Origin of the sequence: Paenibacillus sp. NPDC058174 (assembly GCF_042883865.1) — a bacterium.
Taxonomy (GTDB): domain Bacteria; phylum Bacillota; class Bacilli; order Paenibacillales; family Paenibacillaceae; genus Pristimantibacillus.
On record NZ_JBHVUY010000012.1, the window covers coordinates 49,627 to 70,013 of the forward strand.

The 20,387-nt window shown below is 49.7% G+C and carries 22 protein-coding genes; 20 read left to right on the top strand and 2 right to left on the bottom strand.

Going from position 1 to position 20,387, the window contains the following annotated elements; translation table 11 throughout:
- Window positions 1-432 precede the first annotated feature (432 nt).
- The 13 genes from ACFVVF_RS27880 (at window position 433) to thiI (ending at window position 13,651) form a co-directional block, all read left to right on the top strand.
- Window positions 433-816 (top strand): GntR family transcriptional regulator, encoded by a 384-nt coding sequence (locus tag ACFVVF_RS27880; RefSeq protein ID WP_387816387.1) that lies wholly within the window; start codon window positions 433-435, stop codon window positions 814-816.
- A 3-nt stretch (window positions 817-819) separates the two neighbouring features.
- Window positions 820-1,524, top strand: a complete 705-nt coding sequence (locus tag ACFVVF_RS27885; protein ID WP_387816389.1) for an ABC transporter ATP-binding protein — start codon at window positions 820-822, stop codon at window positions 1,522-1,524.
- Window positions 1,521-2,285 (top strand): hypothetical protein, encoded by a 765-nt coding sequence (locus ACFVVF_RS27890; protein WP_387816391.1) that lies wholly within the window; start codon window positions 1,521-1,523, stop codon window positions 2,283-2,285. The genes ACFVVF_RS27885 and ACFVVF_RS27890 overlap by 4 nt, the downstream gene beginning before the upstream one ends.
- Window positions 2,286-2,522: 237 nt before the next feature.
- Window positions 2,523-3,440: a prenyltransferase gene (locus tag ACFVVF_RS27895; RefSeq protein ID WP_387816464.1), complete on the top strand. Its 918-nt coding sequence runs from the start codon at window positions 2,523-2,525 to the stop codon at window positions 3,438-3,440.
- Between the two features lie 25 nt (window positions 3,441-3,465).
- Entirely contained in the window at window positions 3,466-4,194 is a 729-nt protein-coding gene (locus ACFVVF_RS27900) for a DUF6081 family protein (RefSeq protein ID WP_387816393.1), read from the top strand.
- A 168-nt stretch (window positions 4,195-4,362) separates the two neighbouring features.
- Window positions 4,363-5,784, top strand: coding sequence for a sensor histidine kinase (locus ACFVVF_RS27905; protein WP_387816394.1), 1,422 nt, complete (start codon window positions 4,363-4,365; stop codon window positions 5,782-5,784).
- Window positions 5,777-6,481 (top strand): response regulator transcription factor, encoded by a 705-nt coding sequence (locus tag ACFVVF_RS27910; protein WP_387816396.1) that lies wholly within the window; start codon window positions 5,777-5,779, stop codon window positions 6,479-6,481. Before ACFVVF_RS27905 ends, ACFVVF_RS27910 begins: the two co-directional genes overlap by 8 nt.
- 841 nt (window positions 6,482-7,322) lie before the next feature.
- Window positions 7,323-7,991, top strand: coding sequence for a YwaF family protein (locus tag ACFVVF_RS27915; RefSeq protein WP_387816397.1), 669 nt, complete (start codon window positions 7,323-7,325; stop codon window positions 7,989-7,991).
- Window positions 7,988-9,643: a DUF2339 domain-containing protein gene (locus tag ACFVVF_RS27920; RefSeq protein ID WP_387816399.1), complete on the top strand. Its 1,656-nt coding sequence runs from the start codon at window positions 7,988-7,990 to the stop codon at window positions 9,641-9,643. Before ACFVVF_RS27915 ends, ACFVVF_RS27920 begins: the two co-directional genes overlap by 4 nt.
- A 96-nt stretch (window positions 9,644-9,739) precedes the next feature.
- Window positions 9,740-10,339 (top strand): nitroreductase family protein, encoded by a 600-nt coding sequence (locus ACFVVF_RS27925; RefSeq protein WP_387816466.1) that lies wholly within the window; start codon window positions 9,740-9,742, stop codon window positions 10,337-10,339.
- Window positions 10,340-10,495: 156 nt separating this feature from the next.
- Entirely contained in the window at window positions 10,496-11,158 is a 663-nt protein-coding gene (locus tag ACFVVF_RS27930; RefSeq protein WP_387816400.1) for a lytic transglycosylase domain-containing protein, read from the top strand.
- Between the two features lie 107 nt (window positions 11,159-11,265).
- Entirely contained in the window at window positions 11,266-12,444 is a 1,179-nt protein-coding gene (locus ACFVVF_RS27935; protein ID WP_387816402.1) for a cysteine desulfurase family protein, read from the top strand.
- Window positions 12,431-13,651, top strand: coding sequence for a tRNA uracil 4-sulfurtransferase ThiI (gene thiI, locus ACFVVF_RS27940; RefSeq protein ID WP_387816404.1), 1,221 nt, complete (start codon window positions 12,431-12,433; stop codon window positions 13,649-13,651). Before ACFVVF_RS27935 ends, thiI begins: the two co-directional genes overlap by 14 nt.
- A 73-nt stretch (window positions 13,652-13,724) precedes the next feature.
- Here thiI and ACFVVF_RS27945 read toward each other — a convergent pair whose 3' ends face one another.
- Window positions 13,725-14,420, bottom strand: coding sequence for a TerC family protein (locus ACFVVF_RS27945; protein WP_387816406.1), 696 nt, complete (start codon window positions 14,418-14,420; stop codon window positions 13,725-13,727).
- 174 nt (window positions 14,421-14,594) lie between these two features.
- Between ACFVVF_RS27945 and ACFVVF_RS27950 the strand changes: the two genes are divergently transcribed.
- From ACFVVF_RS27950 to ACFVVF_RS27980, 7 genes are all read left to right on the top strand, one after another.
- On the top strand, window positions 14,595-15,230 hold the full coding sequence (locus ACFVVF_RS27950; protein ID WP_387816408.1) for a TerC family protein: 636 nt from the start codon (window positions 14,595-14,597) through the stop codon (window positions 15,228-15,230).
- Between the two features lie 171 nt (window positions 15,231-15,401).
- Window positions 15,402-15,884, top strand: coding sequence for a hypothetical protein (locus ACFVVF_RS27955; RefSeq protein WP_387816409.1), 483 nt, complete (start codon window positions 15,402-15,404; stop codon window positions 15,882-15,884).
- Window positions 15,885-15,936: 52 nt separating this feature from the next.
- Window positions 15,937-17,778: a translational GTPase TypA gene (gene typA / locus ACFVVF_RS27960; RefSeq protein WP_387816411.1), complete on the top strand. Its 1,842-nt coding sequence runs from the start codon at window positions 15,937-15,939 to the stop codon at window positions 17,776-17,778.
- Between the two features lie 77 nt (window positions 17,779-17,855).
- Window positions 17,856-18,167 (top strand): YlaH-like family protein, encoded by a 312-nt coding sequence (locus ACFVVF_RS27965; protein ID WP_042159766.1) that lies wholly within the window; start codon window positions 17,856-17,858, stop codon window positions 18,165-18,167.
- Window positions 18,164-18,436 carry a hypothetical protein gene (locus ACFVVF_RS27970; protein ID WP_387816413.1) on the top strand — a complete coding sequence of 91 codons (273 nt, stop codon included), beginning with the start codon at window positions 18,164-18,166 and terminating at the stop codon, window positions 18,434-18,436. Before ACFVVF_RS27965 ends, ACFVVF_RS27970 begins: the two co-directional genes overlap by 4 nt.
- 16 nt (window positions 18,437-18,452) lie before the next feature.
- Window positions 18,453-19,541, top strand: coding sequence for an LCP family protein (locus ACFVVF_RS27975; protein ID WP_387816415.1), 1,089 nt, complete (start codon window positions 18,453-18,455; stop codon window positions 19,539-19,541).
- Window positions 19,542-19,617: 76 nt separating this feature from the next.
- The gene (locus ACFVVF_RS27980; RefSeq protein WP_387816417.1) at window positions 19,618-19,779 is read left to right on the top strand and encodes a hypothetical protein; all 162 of its coding nucleotides are present in this window, start codon (window positions 19,618-19,620) and stop codon (window positions 19,777-19,779) included.
- A gap of 28 nt (window positions 19,780-19,807) precedes the next feature.
- On the opposite strand, the gene ACFVVF_RS27985 is transcribed toward ACFVVF_RS27980, so the two are convergent.
- Window positions 19,808-20,347 carry a YhcN/YlaJ family sporulation lipoprotein gene (locus tag ACFVVF_RS27985; protein ID WP_387816418.1) on the bottom strand — a complete coding sequence of 180 codons (540 nt, stop codon included), beginning with the start codon at window positions 20,345-20,347 and terminating at the stop codon, window positions 19,808-19,810.
- Between the last annotated feature and the right edge of the window lie 40 nt (window positions 20,348-20,387).

Here is a 20,387-nt window from a genome sequence, read left to right on the forward strand (position 1 = left end):
CCGAGGGGGCGCGAGCATTAGAACAGCGAAGTTAGCTTCGCAAAATAGCGAAACAGGTTCGCTGTAGCATTGAGCAGCTTTGTTAGCATTAGAACAGCGAAGTTAGCTTCGCAAAATAGCGAAACAGGTTCGCTGCAGCGTTGAACAGCATTGCGAGCACTAGCATCATAACAGCGAAACAGCCTCGCTATTACAACTGCCACACACGCCGCCAGGAGCTGCGCCAGTACCCCCTTTGCGCGACAACGCCCTCAGCCGCAAAAGCCCGCGATCCCGCGGCTTTTAAACGTCAATCGCAACACATTCCGCGGCAGCAGAAATCTTTTCCGCAAACACCTCTTTACACACCTATAATCTTAGTGTACTATTTAACTATAACACCAATACAATAATACAGTGGCAGCATAAACTGCTATAAGGAGGATCGCCATTGTGACGATGGAGTTCGACAACAACCAACCGATTTATTTGCAAATCATGAACCATATAAAGCGGCAAATCATTGTCGGCAAGCTTAAGCCCGGAGACAAAATCGATTCGGTTCGTGAGCTTGCGGCGGAGCTGCAAATTAATCCGAACACGATTCAGCGGACGTTTCAAGAGCTGGAGCGGGAAGGCATTGTAGAGACCAAACGCGGCTTGGGCCGCTATGTAACGAGTGAGGAGTCGACGATTATGAGCATTAAGAAGGAAATGGCAGGCGATTTGCTGGACCGCTTCGTGCTAGGGATGAAAGAGCTTGGCTTTGAAAGCAAAGATATTATTACCATCGTCTCGGACGCAGTGTCCGATAAGGATAAGAAAGGTAGTGAGTGACAGATGAGCAGCATTTTAAAATTATCATCAGTGTCAAAACGTTACATTTCTTCGCGTGATGCCCTGCATAACGTTTCGTTTGATCTTCAGCCTGGCAAAATCGTCGGATTGCTTGGCAGCAACGGCAGCGGTAAAAGCACGATTATGAAAATGGCCGCAGGCCTGCTGCAGCCTACGTCAGGTACAATCGCCGTTGACGGGCTTCCAATTGGAACGGCTACAAAAGCTGTAACCTCCTTCATGCCGGATCGTCCGCTGACAGAAAGCTGGATGCGGGTAAAGGACGCCGTACAATTCTATGAAGACTTTTACCCGGATTTCGATAAGGTGAAGGCGGCAGAGATGCTTCGTTTCATGAATGTAAAAGAAGACGATCGCGTCGGCGCATTGTCCAAAGGAATGAGTGAACGGCTGCATTTGTCGCTTGCGCTCTCCCGCAACGCCAAGCTTTATTTGCTGGATGAGCCGATTGGCGGCGTCGATCTCGTCGCGCGCGACAAAATATTGGACGCGATCTTGCAATATTACAGCGAGGAAAGCTGTTTGGTCGTCTCAACGCATCTAGTCAGCGATATCGAGCGGATTTTCGACGAGGTCGTATTTATTCGCAATGGTTCGGTTGTGCTCCATGAGGAAGTCGAAACGATCCGGATTAAGCATGGCAAGAGCGTGGAAGAGAAGTTTAAGGAGGTATATGCGGAATCATGAACAATCTGCTTAAAATAATGAAGTATGACTGGAAGCGAAACAGTGTGGCGTTCACGACATTTACAGCCGTTTTTGCCATCGTGCAGCTATTCCTTTTATTTAGCCATAGTCTGCTGAATTGGAACGCGAATATCGTATATATATTTAGCTCTGTAGGCTTCATGGTGCCTGTTTCTATGATTGTCGTGTTCATGTGTAGAACGTATGCAGCAAACATTTCCTCCTACAGCAGACGTCTTATCCCAGTATCAGGCGGATGGACGATCGCTTCTCCTCTTGTTTTAGGAGCAATAGCGCTTATCATTTTACCCTTTGTTTTTTATGGATATAGCGAGCTTTATAATGCAGTGACAGGTTCAAGCTTCCATGTACTGAATCCCATTGCAGATTCATTGTCGAATCTGGCGGCCGCTTTGATCATCTACTTTTGGACCTTGCTTTTCTTGACGATCGCAATTCAGTTCAGTATTACGCTTGCCAAATCTGTTTCGATTAAGAAATTGGGTCCTTGGCTTGGTATTGCGGCGTTCTTCGTCATTCAGATGGTTGTATCGTGGATGGATAAATTGCTGTTCGACAATAACGGCAATAACGGCAGTTTCAATTTTGTAGCTGAGACGGACTCGGCCGCGAATGTCATCAGCTATCAGGTCGAATTATGGAGTACACAATTATGGGGTTCGGCAATCATGCAAGCAGTCGTTGCTGCTATCATGTTTTATGCAATGGTCAAAATGTTGAACAAACGGGTTCAGCTCTAGCTCTCACCCTAGTCAAATCCCGCCTGCGGGTATATACGAGCCTTATATGCAGAATAGTACCAAGGAACGATTTCGCAATTGCGGGAATCGTTCTTTTTGTCATTTTTTGAATCATTCGCCCTATTCTTGCTGTTGACGCTCGCCTGGGGGAGTGGTTCAATAAATAATGAACACGATGACGATTAACCGCTGCCTTTCATAGAGTGAGACAGCAGAGGGGAAAAGGCAAATATGCAGATGAGCATTGCGAAGCAATTTATGAAAGCTGCTCGCATTCGGGTATTGCCGGTTATGCTGATTCCCGTTGCGCTTGGCGCATTGGGAGCTTTTGTATGGGATGGCAAGCTGAACTTGTGGCTGCTTCTATTAACGCTGATTGGCTCGGGAGCGGTGCATTTGTTCTCGAATATGATTAATGACTTATGGGATTACTACAACGGTACCGACGATGCAGCAAATAAGACAGAGGGCGCGATATCGACGAATTCCGGTTTTCTGACAAAGGGAACCTGGCAATTGCGGACGTTCGCAGCTGTTACTTGGGGACTATTCGCACTGGCCGCCGTGTGCGGCATTATATTATCCTTTTTAAGCGGCTGGATGGTGCTAGTGTTCGGGGTGCTGGGCGCGTTGCTGGCCTACTTCTATGTAGCTCCGCCTATTAAATTCGGTTATAGGGGAAAAGGATACAGCGAAGTTGCGATTCTGCTGTCATTCGGTGTTCTTCCGGTTGCCGGAGCGTATTATGTGCAGGTGTCTGAGCTGGATTATCGGGCGCTGCTGCTGTCCCTTCCAATAGGCTTGCTGACGACGCTTATTTTATTTAACCATCATTTTCTGCATTGGCAAGCGGACAGGCAGGCGGGGAAAAAAACGCTGGTCGTCGTGTGGGGCGAGCGTCGTGCGCTCGTATTCTCGCGCTGGCTGTTGGCGCTAGCCTATCTATCGCTAATCGCTTGCGTTGCGGCGGGGGCGCTGCCGATTTATGCCATTATCGCTTTGCTGACGGCATGGCCGCTTTACCGAGTGTATGGGAGATTGAAAGAAAACAATGAATCTGTCGCTTATTTGCCGCTGATGGGAGCTTCTCTGCAAGTAACTATTCGCTGCGGCCTCATACTTATCATCGCTTTGATTGTGGAAGGGCTGCTATAATTTTAACGGGAGAAGAGGGATTGGCATGGCAAAACAATGGACGTTAGGTGACTTCGATACGATACTGGATGAAGGAAAAGTATGGACAATCGGCGGCTTCCCGCTTCCGGACGGCTCGTTCTGGCAATATCGCGAGCCCGATGCGGTCGTTATTGTACGGAACGGCATTTTATATGTAAGAGCTCCGTTAAGTCGCAAGCATGAACAAGTACAAATTCTCGATAATGCGAAGCATATGTACTATTCGGCCAAACCGGTAGAAGTGCCGGAAAACGGCGAAATCAGCTTTGAGCTGCAAATTCGCGCCCGTTCGCAAAACACAGCTCCAGGAGATCTGTACGATGGCTATGTCTCCTTAAATCTGCTCGATTTCACGACCGGCGGAGCACTGGATTTCTTCGCTGGCAACGATAAGTACGCAAGCGTCTACGCCGTGCTGCCTTTCCCGGGAGTTCCTGTGCCGGAGTCGGACAAGACCCGCTTTTTTTGTATTTTTAAAGAAGCGGAGGATTTCAACGCCAGAGAATTTAATACGTACAAAATTTCGTACAATCGGGCAGAAGACGAAATTGTGTTTTTCATCAACGGCCGGGAAATACGCAGGGAAAAAGGCGTGCCGGTTAAATTCAATCAGTTCACCGTTGCGCTGGGCATTATGACGGAGAAGGATCTGACGCCGGAGGGCAGCGTATCGGTTCATGGACAGACTGTAATCGGTGAATATTCGCCGATCACGATCACTGTAACCGAATAATTACCGAATAATTACCCAGGAAATCATCTACGGCAAATGGACTCGCGAAGGCTTTAATAACGCGGGTCCGTTTTTTTTCTCCAAATGAATGATGACATAGGGTTGACGACCCAATCCGTTCAACGCTATGGTTAAAGATACCTAGATAAACAAAAAGGAGCTGCACCGATGCTTTTCGTGTTGATCGCGCTATGGGGCGTTGCATTAATATTGCTTTTATCCGATTCGAGATCGGCGATCAACCGGCGGCTGAGCGGAGTTGCTTTTTCAGGCGGAGCAGGCGCTTTGGCTGCAGTTATTGACGGTACGATTATTCCGCATATAGAGGCGGTGTCCTCTTCGAGTGAGACGGCTGTGCATATGCTGTATATGGTGCAAGCAGCTTCCTCGCTGACTTCCTATTACGGGTTGCCTTATACGTTTCTGCTATTCTCGCTCGCTTATCGTCCGATTCGGCCGTTAGCGAAGCTTGGACTAATGCTTCCGCTCCTGCTGTTTGTGCCGATTGCCTTATGCCTGCTGTTTACTCCCGGCTACAACGAGATGTATCCCATTACCTATAAAATCGTCGTCTGGTGGGCGGTTCCGTATATGCTGTTCGGGACGGTCAATGTTCTATTGAAACGAAATGGACTGGCTTCGCAAGCGCGCAAGCATGCGATCGTCTGTCTTGCGGTGCTTCCGACGGTGCTCCTCAGCATGACGATGAGCTATGTGCTGCCGAGCTTTGGCCTGCTGCGCATGTGGATATATAATACTTGGTTCGTCAGTATCGGTGTAGCAGTGTTTCTGATCGGGATGTTCACTTACGGCTTTATGGGCGTTCGAATTCTGATCGAGCGGCGCAGACTGGATACGACGCTGCGGGCCGTCACCTCGGGTACTGCAATTCTCAATCATGCGATCAAAAACGACGTCGGTAAAATGAAGCTGTTCGGCGAAAAAATGAAAGCCTATGCCATCGAGACGGGGCAGACGGAGCTGCTTGCCGACGTCGAGACCGTTCTGCATACATCACGTCACATACAGGAAATGATCGGCCGGGTTCACCGGCGGACGGAGGATCTGCAGCTGCGAACGACAACTGTCGATCTTAATCCATTTATCGAAAAGACGGTTCAAACCTTTCAGCCGATGCTTGGCGGCGTCAAGCTGCGGCTTGAACTGCCTGCGGTGCAATGGAAAGTGACGATTGATCCTGCACAGATCGGAGAATCGATGTCTAATCTGATCTCTAACGCGCTGGAAGCGATGAAGGGGGAAGGCGAGCTTATCGTGCAGCTAAAGGAAACAAAGCGGGAGCTTTGGATCCGTATTGCAGACACGGGTCCTGGCATGGGGAAGGCACAGGCTGTGAAGGCGCTGGAGCCGTTTTTCACGACAAAAAGCGGTGACGGAGCCAACTTTGGCCTTGGGCTGCCCTATGCTTATAACGTTATGCGCAAGCATGGCGGCACCTTGCAAATTGCCAGCCGGCGGGGCGAGGGAACGTCGGTGAATCTCGTGTTTAGAAAAAATGCGGTATGCGCAGTGAGAATAGAACCGAAAGCCGAAGTGGCAGTTAATGAAAGGAGGGAAGCAAATGGATAATGGGCATGACATGAATCCGATCCGGCTATGGATCGTGGAGGACGACAAGGATTGGCTGCGCGGATTATCCGCTTATTTGAGCGGGCAGCAGGGATTTTCGCTTGTGTTTACCGCCAGCACGCCAGACGAGGTGGGACAGGCGCTCGAAGAGGGCTTGGAACCGCCGGATGTCGTTCTCATGGACATTATGCTGCAGGGACAGCCGGAAGGTGTTCGATTGGCTGAAGCTGTCGCTCTCTCAACCGGAGCGCGTGTCATTATGCTGACTTCGATGGAGGAGAAGGAGCTGATCCTGCGTTCTTTCCAAGCGGGGGCTATCGATTATCAGATTAAGTCTGAATTTGAGACGCTGCCGGATGTGATCCGAGGCGCAGCAAAACGGCAGTCGACGATAAGTGCCGCGGCCGCTGAGCAAATGCGGGAAGAATTCCGCCGGCTGAAAAAGCTGGAGCGCGAGTTTGAGGCGAAAAAAATGAGCGACCGCATCACGCCGGCCGAGCTGCAGCTGCTGGAGCTGATCGATGAGGGCTACACGCAAACGCAGATCGCCGACAAGCTTGTCGTCTCCGTCCGTACCGTCAAAAACCACATCAACAACGTGCTGAAGAAGCTGCAGTTCAGCGGCTCCAAGGAAGCGGCACGGGAAGCGAAGGCTATGGGGTTGTTTAAGCGCGATAATGATGGGGATGGCACCTAAAGTAGCGCTTGGTGCGTTAAGACCGGGATCGCTGCGCGTTTTGGCTCATGCTGCCGTACTTGATTCCAATTTTTCTATCGCGCTCGCGATGAGAAATGTATCGAATCTGCGCAAAGTCATCCTGAACTCAAAACGCTCCGCTCACCCAGGCTTCAGACCAGACCATACACGACTTCGGATCACAGACAATTGGGAGTTCTTGAGTTGGCTATTGCAGAATAGCTTCACGTTCACTCAATAGCCTGTATTAATGGCGCACTTAAATATCTGTAGTCATGACGGACGACGGTGAGTGGCGGGTGTAAGCGAATCCAAATGTAAAAATACAGTTTGTATGCTGCGAAATCGGCGATTTATCGCAACAAAATGCAAAAGTGCAGGTTGATCGACCCAAATAGCGCCAATAAGCCGGATTTCAAGGTTTTTAAATGTATTTTTACATTTTGAGGGCTGTTTTGGGCCATATAGGGCAAAACAAAATGTACTTTTGCATTTTGATTTTTCGTACTGTGCGAGTGCGAGAAGTTTGTCACAACTCTGCAGCGTTTTGAAATGTAATGTGTGTGGCCTTGAGTAGGCGTGACAGAATGTTGAGTTGCCAAAGGCGGAGGGCGCTTTGGTTTGACACAGTGACAAGCAGTGCTGTCTAACACAAGAAGGTGTTGGAGTCCGGCTAGCGGTAAGCTGCCAGCATGGAAAGGATAACTATAGAAGAATCGAATATTCATGCGCGGATCAGATGGTCTGCTGACCAGGTACCAACTAAAGTTGGTACTATTTTTTTTGCCCTTTTTCCATAAAAATGAAGACATCAACGAATTCGAAAAGCGAGGAATTCACTATGGTGTGGTTAGTAACCTTAGTTGTCGCGGCAGCAATCATCTTATTGCGGCAGCCGATTCGAAAGCCGGGCATCAACAAAGCCGTCCGATATACGCTCGCCGCACTGCTAGTAGCCTGTGAGCTGTCTTTTCAGAGCTGGTATGTGATAGGGGGCAATTGGGGTGTGTATGCACTTCCGTTTCAGCTCTGCAGTCTGATGGTGCTATGTTCAGCAGTACTGCTAATTAGCCGAAACGCCAAGCTGGGCGATGTCGTGTTTTTTCTCGGTATACTGGGCGCTCTGCAAGCGCTGCTGACACCGAACCTGGGGTACAGCTTCCCGCATTTCCGCTACTTTCATTTTTACGTTGCCCATATCGGCATCATTGCCGCTTGTCTGTTCTGGGCAGCGGTGGAGCGTTACCGCCCAAATGTTAAATCGGCAGTAAGGGCTTATGTATGGCTGCACTTGCTGGCTATTCCGGCAGCTGTCGTCAATACGATATCCGGCACTACGAACTTTATGTTTTTGGCGCGCAAGCCCGATACAGCTTCGTTACTGGATTTGCTTGGCCCCTGGCCCTGGTATTTGCTGCAGCTGGAGCTTGTCGCAATCGCGCTGATTTTAATATTGCTCGGCCTTATGAAAGCTATTGAATGGTCAACAAATAGGAGGAATGAACAATGAATTATGGAACGCTGATAAAAAAGCACGGAACGTCGCTGCTGGGCGCGCTGTTCGTTCTGATCGCCTGTATTACACTGTTTAAGTACACGATCGATAGAGGCTGGATTACCGATTCGATGAAAATCGTTCTTGGCCTTCTGTTCGGAACCGGTCTTGCTATCGCAGGCTTCCGGCTGCAGCACCGGCCAATCGTCAGCCAGATCGTCATGGGTCTGGGAGCTTCTCTGCTGTATATGACGGTATCGTTTTCCGGCATTTTCTACGGGCTTTGGGATTCGATGACGGTCCTTCTCGGCATGTCGGTCATTACCATTGCTGCAGCCGTGTACGCCTACCGGTTCGATTCCAGACTGCTAATGAATATCGCATTGCTTGGAGGCTTGCTGTCTCCGCTTACGATGAAGCCGGAAACGGACCAAGTATTCGCATTGTTCGTCTACCTTCTTGTCATTAATTGCGCATTTCTCTACCTCAGTCTCGTCAAAGGCTGGACGGAGCTTCGGACGGCCGCATTTGCCGGCAGCTGGCTGCTGTACACCGTATATTTCTTTCATTTCAATCCTGTGCTGGACGGGTTTTGGAGCATGCCGATCCGTTATGCACTTGCAGCTTTCCTGTTCTATCAAATTGCGTTTCTCGTGTCCTCGTGGAAAAACAAACTCAGCTTCGACGGTCTTAATCTGTACCTGAGCGTTGCTAACGGCGTGCTGTTCGGATTCTGGGCGCTGCTGATTTGGAGGAATGACATTCATTTTGCATATCCGCTTATTTTTATCGGCCTAGTCTTCATGCTGTCAGGCTTTGTAGTTAATCGTCTGCTGCAAAAAGTGGATGCCGCCGTTTCCGTCTACTGGACGGTAGGCCTGCTGCTTTTCTTGCTTGCTCTGAATCAGGTGGGCAATGGCTTGGAGATCAAGCCGCTTATCAACGTTTTTGTATGGAGCATTATTAGTATCGTACTCCTTGCACTTGGACGTATTAACAAATGGCTTGCAGCCAGCCTGATTTCCGTGTCGATCTGGATCATCGTAGGCCTCTATTGGTATATCGTTACCTGGAGCACGCCGCGCGGCGAATGGTTCGGTGTCTACATTCCTTTCTTGAACTGGGGTGCTGTTGCTTGGATGGTGCTTGCAGCTATCGGCTTCTACTATGCAACCAGCATGAACATGCCGGGCTTGAAAGCAGGATCGAACCGGCTGCTGGCCAACATCTATGCCACATTGTCGCATCTCATTATCGGAGGACTGTTGTCGCGTCAGATTGAAAATATTTTTACGGAATACTTTAATGGCTCGTCCGGTATTTATATGAAGCTTACTCTGACGGTAACATGGGGTGTCTATGCGCTGCTGCTGTTCCTCTGGGGCGCCTACCGCAGAGAATCCTGGTTCCGCTGGTTTGGTTCGGCCGTACTCCTTCTTGTGGCTGTCAAAGCAATCTTTATGGATTTGAGCGGCAAAGAAAGTCTCTATAAAGTTGTCGTACTGCTGCTGCTTGGTGTCATTTCGTTTGCGATCTCGTGGATTAACAGTAAGTGGGGAGAAGGGGAGGCGAAGAGACAGAACCAGAACCAGAACCAGAACCAGAACCAGAACCATAATCCAAATCCAAATCCAAATCCAAATCCAAATCCAAATCAGCTTCCTTAATCCGTCAGTCATAGCACTGCCGCTTCTGGGGATTCTAACTGCGAAACGCGTCTGTTCGCGTATTTTTCCAGAGGAGGCTGCATCATGACGAATGCGATATCGAATGCATATTTGGAAGCTGTCAAAGCACGACGCACTTATTATGGAATCAGCAAAGAATCGGTGCTGCCGGACGAGAAAATTGTTTCCCTCATTAGCGATGCGGTAAAATATAGCCCTTCAGCCTTCAACTCGCAGAGCGCCAATGTGCTCGTCTTGCTAGGGGATAGCCATAATAAGCTATGGGATATTACGACCGAGACGCTGCGCGACATCGTGCCCGCTGACCAGTTCAGCTCGACTGCAGACCGGCTGGGCTCGTTCAAGAGCGGCTACGGCACGGTGTTGTTTTTCGAAGATCAGGCGGTTGTTGAAGGACTGCAAAAGCAATTTCCCTCTTATGCCGATAATTTTCCGAAATGGTCGATGCAATCGTCCGGCATGCTGCAGCATGTCGTATGGACATTGCTCGAGAGTGAAGGATTTGGCGCTTCGCTGCAGCACTATAACCCGTTGATCGATGCGGAAGTGAAAAAGACGTGGAATGTTCCGGACTCTTGGCTGCTTCTCGCTCAAATGCCATTCGGCAAACCTACCGCGCAGCCGGGTGACAAAGAGTTCAAACCAATCGAGGAACGGGTTAAAGTGCATAAATAATCGAATATCCGATGATGAGACCATCCCGCAAGGCTCCAATCCGCTGCGAGGATGGTCTCTTTTTTTATGCGGACTAGCCGTATGTTGTAAAAACATGTACAATAAATACCGATACATCCTATAGAACCTGAATTATGATACAGCCAGGAGGACGAGATGAGTATCGATCCGCGTACGATGTCACAAATCATTCAAGTGCAAATTAGGCCAAGTCTGGATCCGCAGTCGGCCGGCAATTCGCTTAACGTGAAAGATGAGAGCGGAGCGCCTTCCTTATTCGAGACGGTCTTATCCCAATATCAATCATCATCCATTGATCCGGAGCTGGCAGCTGAGCTTGCCGCTAACCCGCTTGCTGCTTTGGGAGGCTTGCCTCCCGTGCTTCGCACAGCAAGTGCCGAACCCGCTTCGGGCAACGGGCAATATGAAGGGCTTATTGCAGCAGCTGCTGCGAAATACGGTGTTGATCCTGCGTTAATCCGGGGCGTTATCCGCACGGAGTCGGGATTTAAAGCCGATGCGGTTTCGTCCGCTGGAGCAAAAGGCCTTATGCAGCTTATGGATGCGACGGCACGTTCGCTGGGCGTAACCGATTCGCTCGACCCTGGTCAAAATATCGACGGCGGCACCAAATATTTATCCTATCTGCTGCGCAAATACAACGGCAATGAACAAGTTGCGCTTGCCGCCTACAACGCCGGTCCGGGACGGGTCGACCGTTTGGGCATTTCAACAGATGCTGAGCTGGCTGCAAACCTGTACAAGCTGCCGGAAGAAACGCAGCGTTACGTTACGAAGGTGCAGCAAGCGACTTATTAAGATTCATCCAGCAACACGGATAATGGATCACGATAGAAAGCCGCAGCGGCTTTCCTTCGTTGATCTTTTTATTTTTAGAAGTATAAAAGAAAGAAGTGTGGAAAGTCATGCTGTATTTCGACCATTGCGCTTCAACGCCCCCTTATCCGGAAGTTATCGATACGTTGGCGGAAGTGATGAAAGCTCACTATGCCAATCCGTCTTCTATACACCGGGCTGGAGCAGAGGCCGATAAGCTGATCGGGCGTTCGCGGGCGCTGCTCGGCGAGCTCTTTGGCGTTAAGCCGGAGGAATGGCTGTTTACGTCCGGGGGAACGGAGAGCAATAATACCGCTATTAAAGGAATCGCCAAACAGTACCGGACAAGAGGCAATCATCTCATTACGACGCAAATCGAGCATGCTTCGGTATACGATACGTTCAGGCAGCTGGAGCGGGAAGGCTTTAAGGTAACCTATTTGCCCGTCAGCCGGACCGGTCATGTGGATGCGGAACAGCTTCGGCAAGCGATGACGGACGAGACGATTCTTGTCAGCATCATGCACGTTAACAACGAGACGGGTGCGGTGCAGCCGATTGAGGCCATTGGACGAATGCTCAAAGCGAGCTATCCGCGGACGATCTTCCATGTAGACGCGGTGCAAAGCATCGGCAAGCTGCCTGTCGCTTTAAGGGATTGGGGTATTGATCTGTTTAGCGGTTCTGCTCATAAAGTGAGAGGGCCTAAGGGCGTCGGCATTCTTTACGTCCGTGAGGGCATTCAATTGTATCCGCTGCTTACCGGAGGCTCTCAGGAAAGAAGCTTCCGTGCCGGTACGCAAAATGTGCCCGGCATCGTGGCTTCTGCGAAAGCATTCCGTCTGTCGATACAATCGGCGAAAGAGCGGAAGGAGCGGATGGAGAAGCTTCGCGCAAAACTTGCGGACATTGTGGGCAGCATACCGGAGCTTCATATGAACGGCAGTGAGAATCCGCGGGAGATGGCGCCGCATATCGTACATTTTTCGTATCCCGGAATGAAGCCCGAAGTTATCGTTCATTTATTAGAGGAACATGAAATTATCGCTTCCACTAAATCAGCTTGCTCTTCCAAGGACAGCAAACCGAGCCGCGTACTGCTGGCGATGGGGGCTGCTCTGCCGCAGGCAAGCGGAGGCATTCGGATCAGCTTTGGAGATGAGCATACCGAGCAAGACGTGGAGACGCTTGGCGAAGCGCTCAAGAAGATGGTAGAAAAGCTCAAACCGCTTGAAAGGGGTATAACGACAGCACATGAATTACGATAAAATACTGATTCGCTACGGCGATCTGATTATGAAGGGACGCAACCGCTCCCAGTTTGAGAAAAGGCTGCTTCAACAGCTGAAGCGGTCGCTGCGTCCGTTCGAAGCGTTAACCTATTTTAAAACTTACGGCCGGCTGACGATCAGCTTAAATGGTGAAAGCTATGAGCCGATTGCTGCCCGGATTAAAGATATTTTCGGCATCGCATCCTTTAGCCCGGTTCTGAGCGTGGAGAACGACCTGGAAAAAATCCGTGAAGCTTCGCTCATGCTCATGAAATCATTAGATACGCCGCCTAAGACATTCAAAGTGACAGCGAAGCGGGGCTGGAAGGCTTACCCGCATTCCTCGCAGGAGATGAACCATCTCGTAGGCTCTTATGTCCTGCCGGCAATGCCGGAATTGAAAGTCGATGTTCGCAACCCTGAGGTAGAGCTTCGGGTTGACGTACAGGAGGAAGCCACCTACATTTTCGTAAAAGTCGAAATGGCAGCGGGAGGATTCCCGTTCGGCTCGAACGGCAAAGCGCTGCTCTTGCTCTCCGGCGGCATTGACAGCCCGGTAGCGGGCTGGATGGCTATGCGCAAAGGGCTGGAGCTCGAAGCGGTTCATTTCCACAGTTATCCGTTCACCAGCGAGAAAGCGAAAGAGAAGGTAATTGATCTCGCTCGCCGTCTCAGCTATTACGCAGGTGCGCCATTCAAGCTGCATCTGGTGCCGTTTACCGAGGTTCAGACGAGGCTTGCCGCAGCCAAGCAGGATAATCTGATCATTACATTAATGAGAAGAGCGATGCTGCGCATTACGGAGGAGCTTGCCGCAAAGAACGGAGCTCATGGCATCGTTACGGGCGAAAGCCTTGGCCAGGTTGCAAGCCAGACGCTGGGCAGCATGAATGTAATTGGCCGGGCTACCGACCTGCCCTTGATCAAGCCGCTTATTATGATGGATAAGCAGGAGATCATTAACGAAGCGGTCAAAATCGGCACGTTTGAGACCTCGATTTTACCGTATGAGGACTGCTGCACCTTATTTTTGCCTAAATCGCCGAGCACGAATCCGAATTTGAAGGTAGTCGAGTACACCGAGGCTTCGATCAAAGAGCTGGATCAACTGATCGCTGAAGCAGTGGAAGGAACGGAGCTTATGACGCTGACGCCGGACGCTCCGGCTCAATCGGAGGATGCGGGAGAGGACCGCTGGTTCTAACTTTTAGTTTACAATAAAAAAATGCCGGATCAGATCAAGCAGATCTTCTCCGGCACTGTGGAGCAGAGATCCCTTAATGGGATTCTCTGCTTTGTTGATGTTGCATGCTTTTGCGGCGATTAATGAGCCATCCGGCTGCAAGAATGACAGCTACGATGACAACGATGAATCCCCAGTAATACAAGGCGTTGTCTTTGAAGAATGCGCTGAATGCTTTTTCGCCTGTAATCATTTTGGCTGCGGTATAAGCAAGTACGCCTCCGCCTACATAAATAATCCAGGTGTACTTGTTAATAAGCTTGATGAACAAGGTGCTGCCCCATACGATAACAGGCACACTGATCAGCAGACCCAATATAACGAGCACCATGCTGCCGTGGGATGCGCCAGCAACCGCAATGACGTTGTCGATGCCCATTGCTGCGTCAGCGATAATGATCGTCTGAATCGACTGCCATAACGTATTGCCTGCTTTAATGTCGCCATGGTTGTCGTTTTGAACGAGCAGCTTGTAAGCAATCCACAGCAGCAGCAATCCGCCGATGAGATGCAGCCAAGGCAAATCGAGCAGCTGCACGACGATAACGGTCGCTACAATCCGAATGCCGATCGCCCCGGCCGTTCCCCAGAGTACCGCTTTTTTCTGCAGATTCGCTGGCAGATTTCTCGCTGCCATCCCAATAACAATCGCGTTATCGCCCGCTAGTATGAGATCGATAAAGACGATGTTGAGCAGAGCCAACCAAAACTCCATTGATGATATATCCATATTTTGCTTGTCCCTCCTCTCTATCTCATGCATGTACTTCTGGAAGTCAAGTGTATAGTACGGATGACTTCTCAGATGGATTCAAAATTTTTTTGCGGGACATATTCCTGACAGCTTGGACATACAGGTTGTAAGGGAGGAGTTGATCGACTGTTGGATAACCTCATAACGTTTATGGAAATTGTACTCATCAATTTGCTGCTTAGCGGCGATAACGCTGTCGTGATCGCCATGGCCAGTCAGCATTTGCCCGCTCATCAGCGGAAAAAGGCGGTATGGTGGGGAGCGCTGGCTGCTGTAGGGCTGCGCTGCATCCTTACGCTGGCTGCAATCTCCCTGCTGCAGACACCTTATTTGCAGGCGGTTGGAGCGGTGCTGCTGCTCTATATTGCGGTCAAGCTGCTAATTGACGCAGGCAGTGAAGGCGGGGTTCATACGATGAAAAAGCCGAAATCGCTTAGTCAGGCAATCCAGACGATTGTCGCCGCCGATTTCATCATGAGCCTGGACAACGTGCTGGCTATTGCAGCGGTAGCCGACGGGAAGCCTGTACTTATTTTGCTCGGCATTGCGCTAAGCATACCTATGATCATTTGGGGCAGCCATATTTTGGGGAAACTGCTGCAGCGGGTTCCGTCACTTATTTATATAGGCTCCGCCTTGCTTGGCTACGCAGCAGGAGGGATGCTGGTACATGATCCCGGAATGAACGGCATTCTTTTTCACGGCAGTACGACGGCTGCGCAAGCGATACCGCTGTTTTGCATCCCTTTAGTGATCATCATAGGCCTGTTAATGAGAAGGCGATAAAAGAAAAAGTTCACCTGCCGTTCACATTTGCACCAAGTGAGCGGTATTTTTTTTATGCGGTTCCTTCTGTTCCCGCTGGCATTTTCATCACACTTCCATTAAACTAGAAAAGATAAAAACTGTCGTCTTTCGTCATCGTTTGCGGTAGACGCTGTAAGGAGCGGAAAGCGAATGCCTAATAACAAATATTCCGCTGGAATTCTAGTTTTACTGGCAGGGGTCGTTATTTTACTGGGCAAACTTGGTGTATTCAGCTTTTTGGGGGCAATTTTTTGGCCGCTGCTCGTTCTCATTCCCGGCATTTTGCTGCATGTTTTTTATTTCGGCAGATTGTTTCCGGCGGCTGTACTCGTACCGGGAGGCATCTTGATCGTCTATGCGCTGCTGTTCATCGTTTGCAATATTTTTGGATGGAATTCCCTTAAATATTTGTGGCCGCTGTTCATCTTTGGTATTGCCGTCGGCCTCTACGAATATTATTTGCTCAGCTCTACGAAAGAACGGGTTATTCTTACGGCGTCTATTGCGCTTGCCGCTTCCTCTGCCGTATTTTTAGCACTGGTACTGTTATGGAGCTGGGGCATTTATGCGATTGCAATCGTCTTGATCGGTGCGGGAAGCTGGATGTTGTTCGGCAGACGAAATCGTTGGTAACAAGTAGAAAGAAAGCAAGAACAAATTAGACAAATGGAGTGGATTACAAGTTATGCACGCAAGAGACAACATACGTAATATCGCGATTATCGCGCACGTTGACCATGGTAAAACGACGCTCGTCGACAAACTGCTGCAGCAATCAGGAACGTACCGGGATCATGAAACGGTACAGGAGCGCGTAATGGACTCCAATGATCTGGAGCGGGAACGCGGCATCACGATTTTGGCGAAGAACACCGCTATTACGTACAAAGATTACCTGATTAACATCGTAGATACGCCAGGACACGCCGATTTCGGCGGCGAAGTGGAACGGATTATGAAGATGGTTGACGGCGTATTGCTCGTCGTTGATGCTTTCGAAGGCTGTATGCCGCAAACGAAATTTGTATTGCGCAAAGCGCTTGAGAGCAACTTAACGCCGATTGTTGTCGTCAATAAAATCGACCGTCCGAACGCACGCCCTTCTGAAGTCATCGACGAAGTGCTTGATTTGTTCATAGAGCTGGGCGCGAATGATGATCAGCTGGAATTCCCGGTTGTCTACGCATCCGCTCTGATGGGTACATCAAGCCTTGATCCGGAGAAACAGGACGAGAATATGCAGGCGCTGTATGAAACGATTACAGGCCATATTCCGGCTCCGACTGAAGATGTAAATGCACCATTCCAATTCTTGGTTACGCTGCTTGACTATAACGAGTATATGGGCCGTATCGCTGTCGGCCGCGTTAACCGCGGTGTCGTGAAGCAAGGTCAAACCGTTGCGGTTATCGACCGCGAAGGCAAAACGAAGCAAGCACGGATCGAGAAGCTGTTTGGTTTCCAAGGTTTGAAGAAAATTGAAATCGAAGAAGCTGGAGCTGGCGATATCGTTGCGATTGCAGGTATTCGTGAGATCAATATCGGTGAGACAATTGCCGATTTTGCAAACCCAGAGGCACTGCCGGTTCTGAAAATCGATGAGCCGACTTTGCAAATGACATTCCTCGTTAATAACAGCCCGTTCGCAGGCCGCGAAGGCAAGTGGGTAACTTCCCGCAAGCTGCGCGAGCGACTCTTTAAAGAGCTGGAAACTGACGTTGCACTCCGTGTAGACGAGACAGATAGCCCGGATGCATTTGTCGTATCGGGACGCGGTGAGCTTCACCTCAGTATTCTGATCGAGAATATGCGTCGTGAAGGCTTTGAGCTGCAAGTATCTAAGCCTGAAGTTATCATCAAGGAAATCGACGGCGTGAAAAGCGAGCCATACGAGCGTTTGATGATCGACGTTCCAGAAGACAGCATGGGCGCTGTTATGGAGAGCCTTGGCACACGCAAAGCCGAAATGGTCAACATGATCAACAACGGCAACGGCCAAGTTCGTCTGGAATTCGTTATGCCGGCACGCGGCTTGATCGGGTACCGGACATCGTTCTTGACGATGACTCGCGGCTACGGCATTATGAACAGCGCATTTGACAGCTATGGTCCGCTTGCTGGCACTAACGTTGGCGGACGTCACCAAGGCGTGCTTGTATCCAGCGAGAACGGCAACTCTACTTTCTACGGCATGATGGGTGTAGAAGACCGCGGTATTCAGTTCGTTGAGCCAGGCACAGAAATTTACGAAGGCATGATCGTTGGCGAGCACACGCGCGAGAACGACATCATCGTAAACATCTGTAAAGAGAAACAACTGAACAACATTCGTTCGGCAGGTAAAGACGATACTGTTAAGCTCAAAACACCACGTCTGTTCTCCTTGGAGCAAGCGCTGGAGTATTTGAATGATGACGAGTATTGCGAAATTACGCCGAAGTCGATCCGTCTCCGTAAAAAGATCTTGAACAAGAGCGAACGCGAACGTGCCGAGAAGCACCGCAAAATGTCGCAAGCTGGCGTATAACACTTACCTATATTTCAAAACGAAACGTATCGCCGTTTAATGAACGGCGAACGTTTGCGCTTGGGGAGGTTTGAGGGATGCAGCAATGGCTGAGCGAGCATCCGGTCATCTCGTATTTCCTGATTCTTGGATTTACGATCTACATCTTCAATAAGGTTTTTCGCGCGAACAACGCAAAACTGCCGATTCTAAAAGAGATTTTAGTCTATGTAGTCATGGTTATCGGCGCATTTGTCTTGATGATTCTGCAAATAGACAAGCTGCCGATCATTCAATGCATGGGCATTGCCGTCATCATGATGCTCATGCTGCGCGGCCGCCAGCTTTACGATCAGATTAAAAAACGCCAGTCCGGCGGTGACGTAAAGGAAGCGGAACCGGGCAAATGAGGTTCGAGGACGCTTTGTTCAATTGGCTTCAAATTCAGATTGTCGCGGACGGGCGGCCAGATGATAATGCAGCTAAGGAAACGCGTGATTTCTTCGTGCAAATTTTGACGGAGGATCACGGCGTTACCGAGCTGCTGCTCTTGAAGACGGATGAGACGATGGTGCATGTCAAATATGTACGGGAAGGCCGTTCCAAGCTGCAGCTCTATCCAAGAGAGTCAGCGGAGCAGCTTTTATCGGATATTCGCTCCAATCCGAAATACAATTGATTTGAAGGTGAACACGATGTCGCAAGGTTCAACTCAGCTGCCTCCTAGAGGAGGAGCTCGTAAGCCGGTTTCATCCAACACGCCTGCCAAGGCGTCCAAGCGGAAGCCAAAGAAGAAACGTTCCGTAACGAAAACGGTTCTGCTTGTTATTTTAGCAATCGTCATTTTGGTTGGCGCATTCCTTGTTTATTTGGGTTTTCGAGCCGATAAGGCGATCAGGCAGATCGGTACGGATGATCCGGATGCTACGCCAATCCCTATCTCGGAATCGGTCAAGAACAAGTCGGTCAGCATGGCTTTGCTTGGCATCGATACGAGAGCAAATGCCGGTGGCATGAATACTGACGTCATGATGGTTGCCGCTTTTAACCCAAGTACAAAATCTGCTGTTGTCGTTTCGATCCCCCGGGATTCGTTATTGAAGCTGGACGGTTATGCAGAACGCAAGGCCAATGGCCATTACAACGCTTTCTACAGACAAGCTCTGGATAAAGAAACGAAAAGCGGGAAGAAGACGAAGGATGCCAAAGTGTTGGCGGAAGCCGATGCAAAGCGGGCAATCAGCGAAATGCTGGGCAAGTTTTTCGGTATTGAGACCAAGTATACAGCCATCATTAATTTCAAAGGCTTTACCGACGTTGTTGATGCCCTTGGCGGTATTGATGTCGACGTGGACATGGATATGAAATGGTCGGATTCCCATGACGGAACGAACATTGATTTGAAAAAAGGCTTCCAGCACTTGAATGGCGGACAGGCGCTTGATTTTGTCCGTTACCGGCAGTCGAAGGACGGCAAAAACATGTCTAGCGACTTCGACCGCAACAAGCGGGAGAGCCAGGTCGTTGCCAAAGTTGTGGATAAAATGAAGTCGCTCGACGGCCTCACCAAAATGGGCTCCGTTATCGATGCGGTTGGCGATAACTTGAAGATCAACATGCCGCAGTCTGAAATTAAAAATATGATGGGTGCGTACTTCGGCATCAGCAGCGAGGACGTTCAGTTCATCGCGCTTGAAGGAAACTGGCGCAGTCCTTATGTATATTTGGACCAAGCGAAGCTTGAAGCTGCACGTTCCGCTCTGCAAGCAAAAATGGCTGAATAACCCCGTAGACTGGCGATTTAAAAATGGATATAATATAGTTACGGAGATTGATTCCTTTCAGAAGGAGGTCATGCGGATGACCCATCCTGTAGCTGCATTATTCGAACCATTTGACGATGCTGCCCTGATTATGAATGTTAGACATGCTTTGCCTAAATCCGCAATTTACAATTTCAATAAAAAAGAGGCAGCAAGTGTCCCAACTGGACAAGTGTTTGCTGCCATGAAGAAAGCCTAGTGATCTATTCACTAGGCTTTTTGTGTCTTTAATGATGTTTGTTCAGAACTGGAGCCGATTGCTTATCCGGTGCGATGGGAATGACTTCACGCGGTACCTGTGGCACAATGCGGCCGATGATGTCGGCCATCTCTTCCGCAAAGCCTCTGATCGGCTTGCCTTTGCGAATATCGGCGCCCATTTCGTTCAGACGCTGGGCAATGTCGATGTCTGCGGAGACGATGGCGTCGATGCCGTATGGATCCTTGTGAAACGCCTCAGCCACAGAGTATTTGATCGTGCCGACTCTGGAGCGGTCGAGCTTGCTGTCAACGTCAATGCCAACGACAGCCGTATTGCCGAATACGACGCAATGTGCATTTTTGACGCCTTCGATGCCTTTAGCCAGCTGCTCGAGATGGAGCGCAACTTGCTCCGGATTTTTAATCTCCTTTTTCTGAGGAGCGGTTTGCTGAGCTTTGACCCGTTGATTATTCTGTGGAGAGGGTGATGTTTCGTTTCGTGCGACGGTGCTGCAACCGCCCGTTATTGCGATAATCGCGACAATCGTAATTAGCCTTTTTAACATTTTGCCACCTCGTCTTTCCTGTTGCAGATCGTTGTCCAAT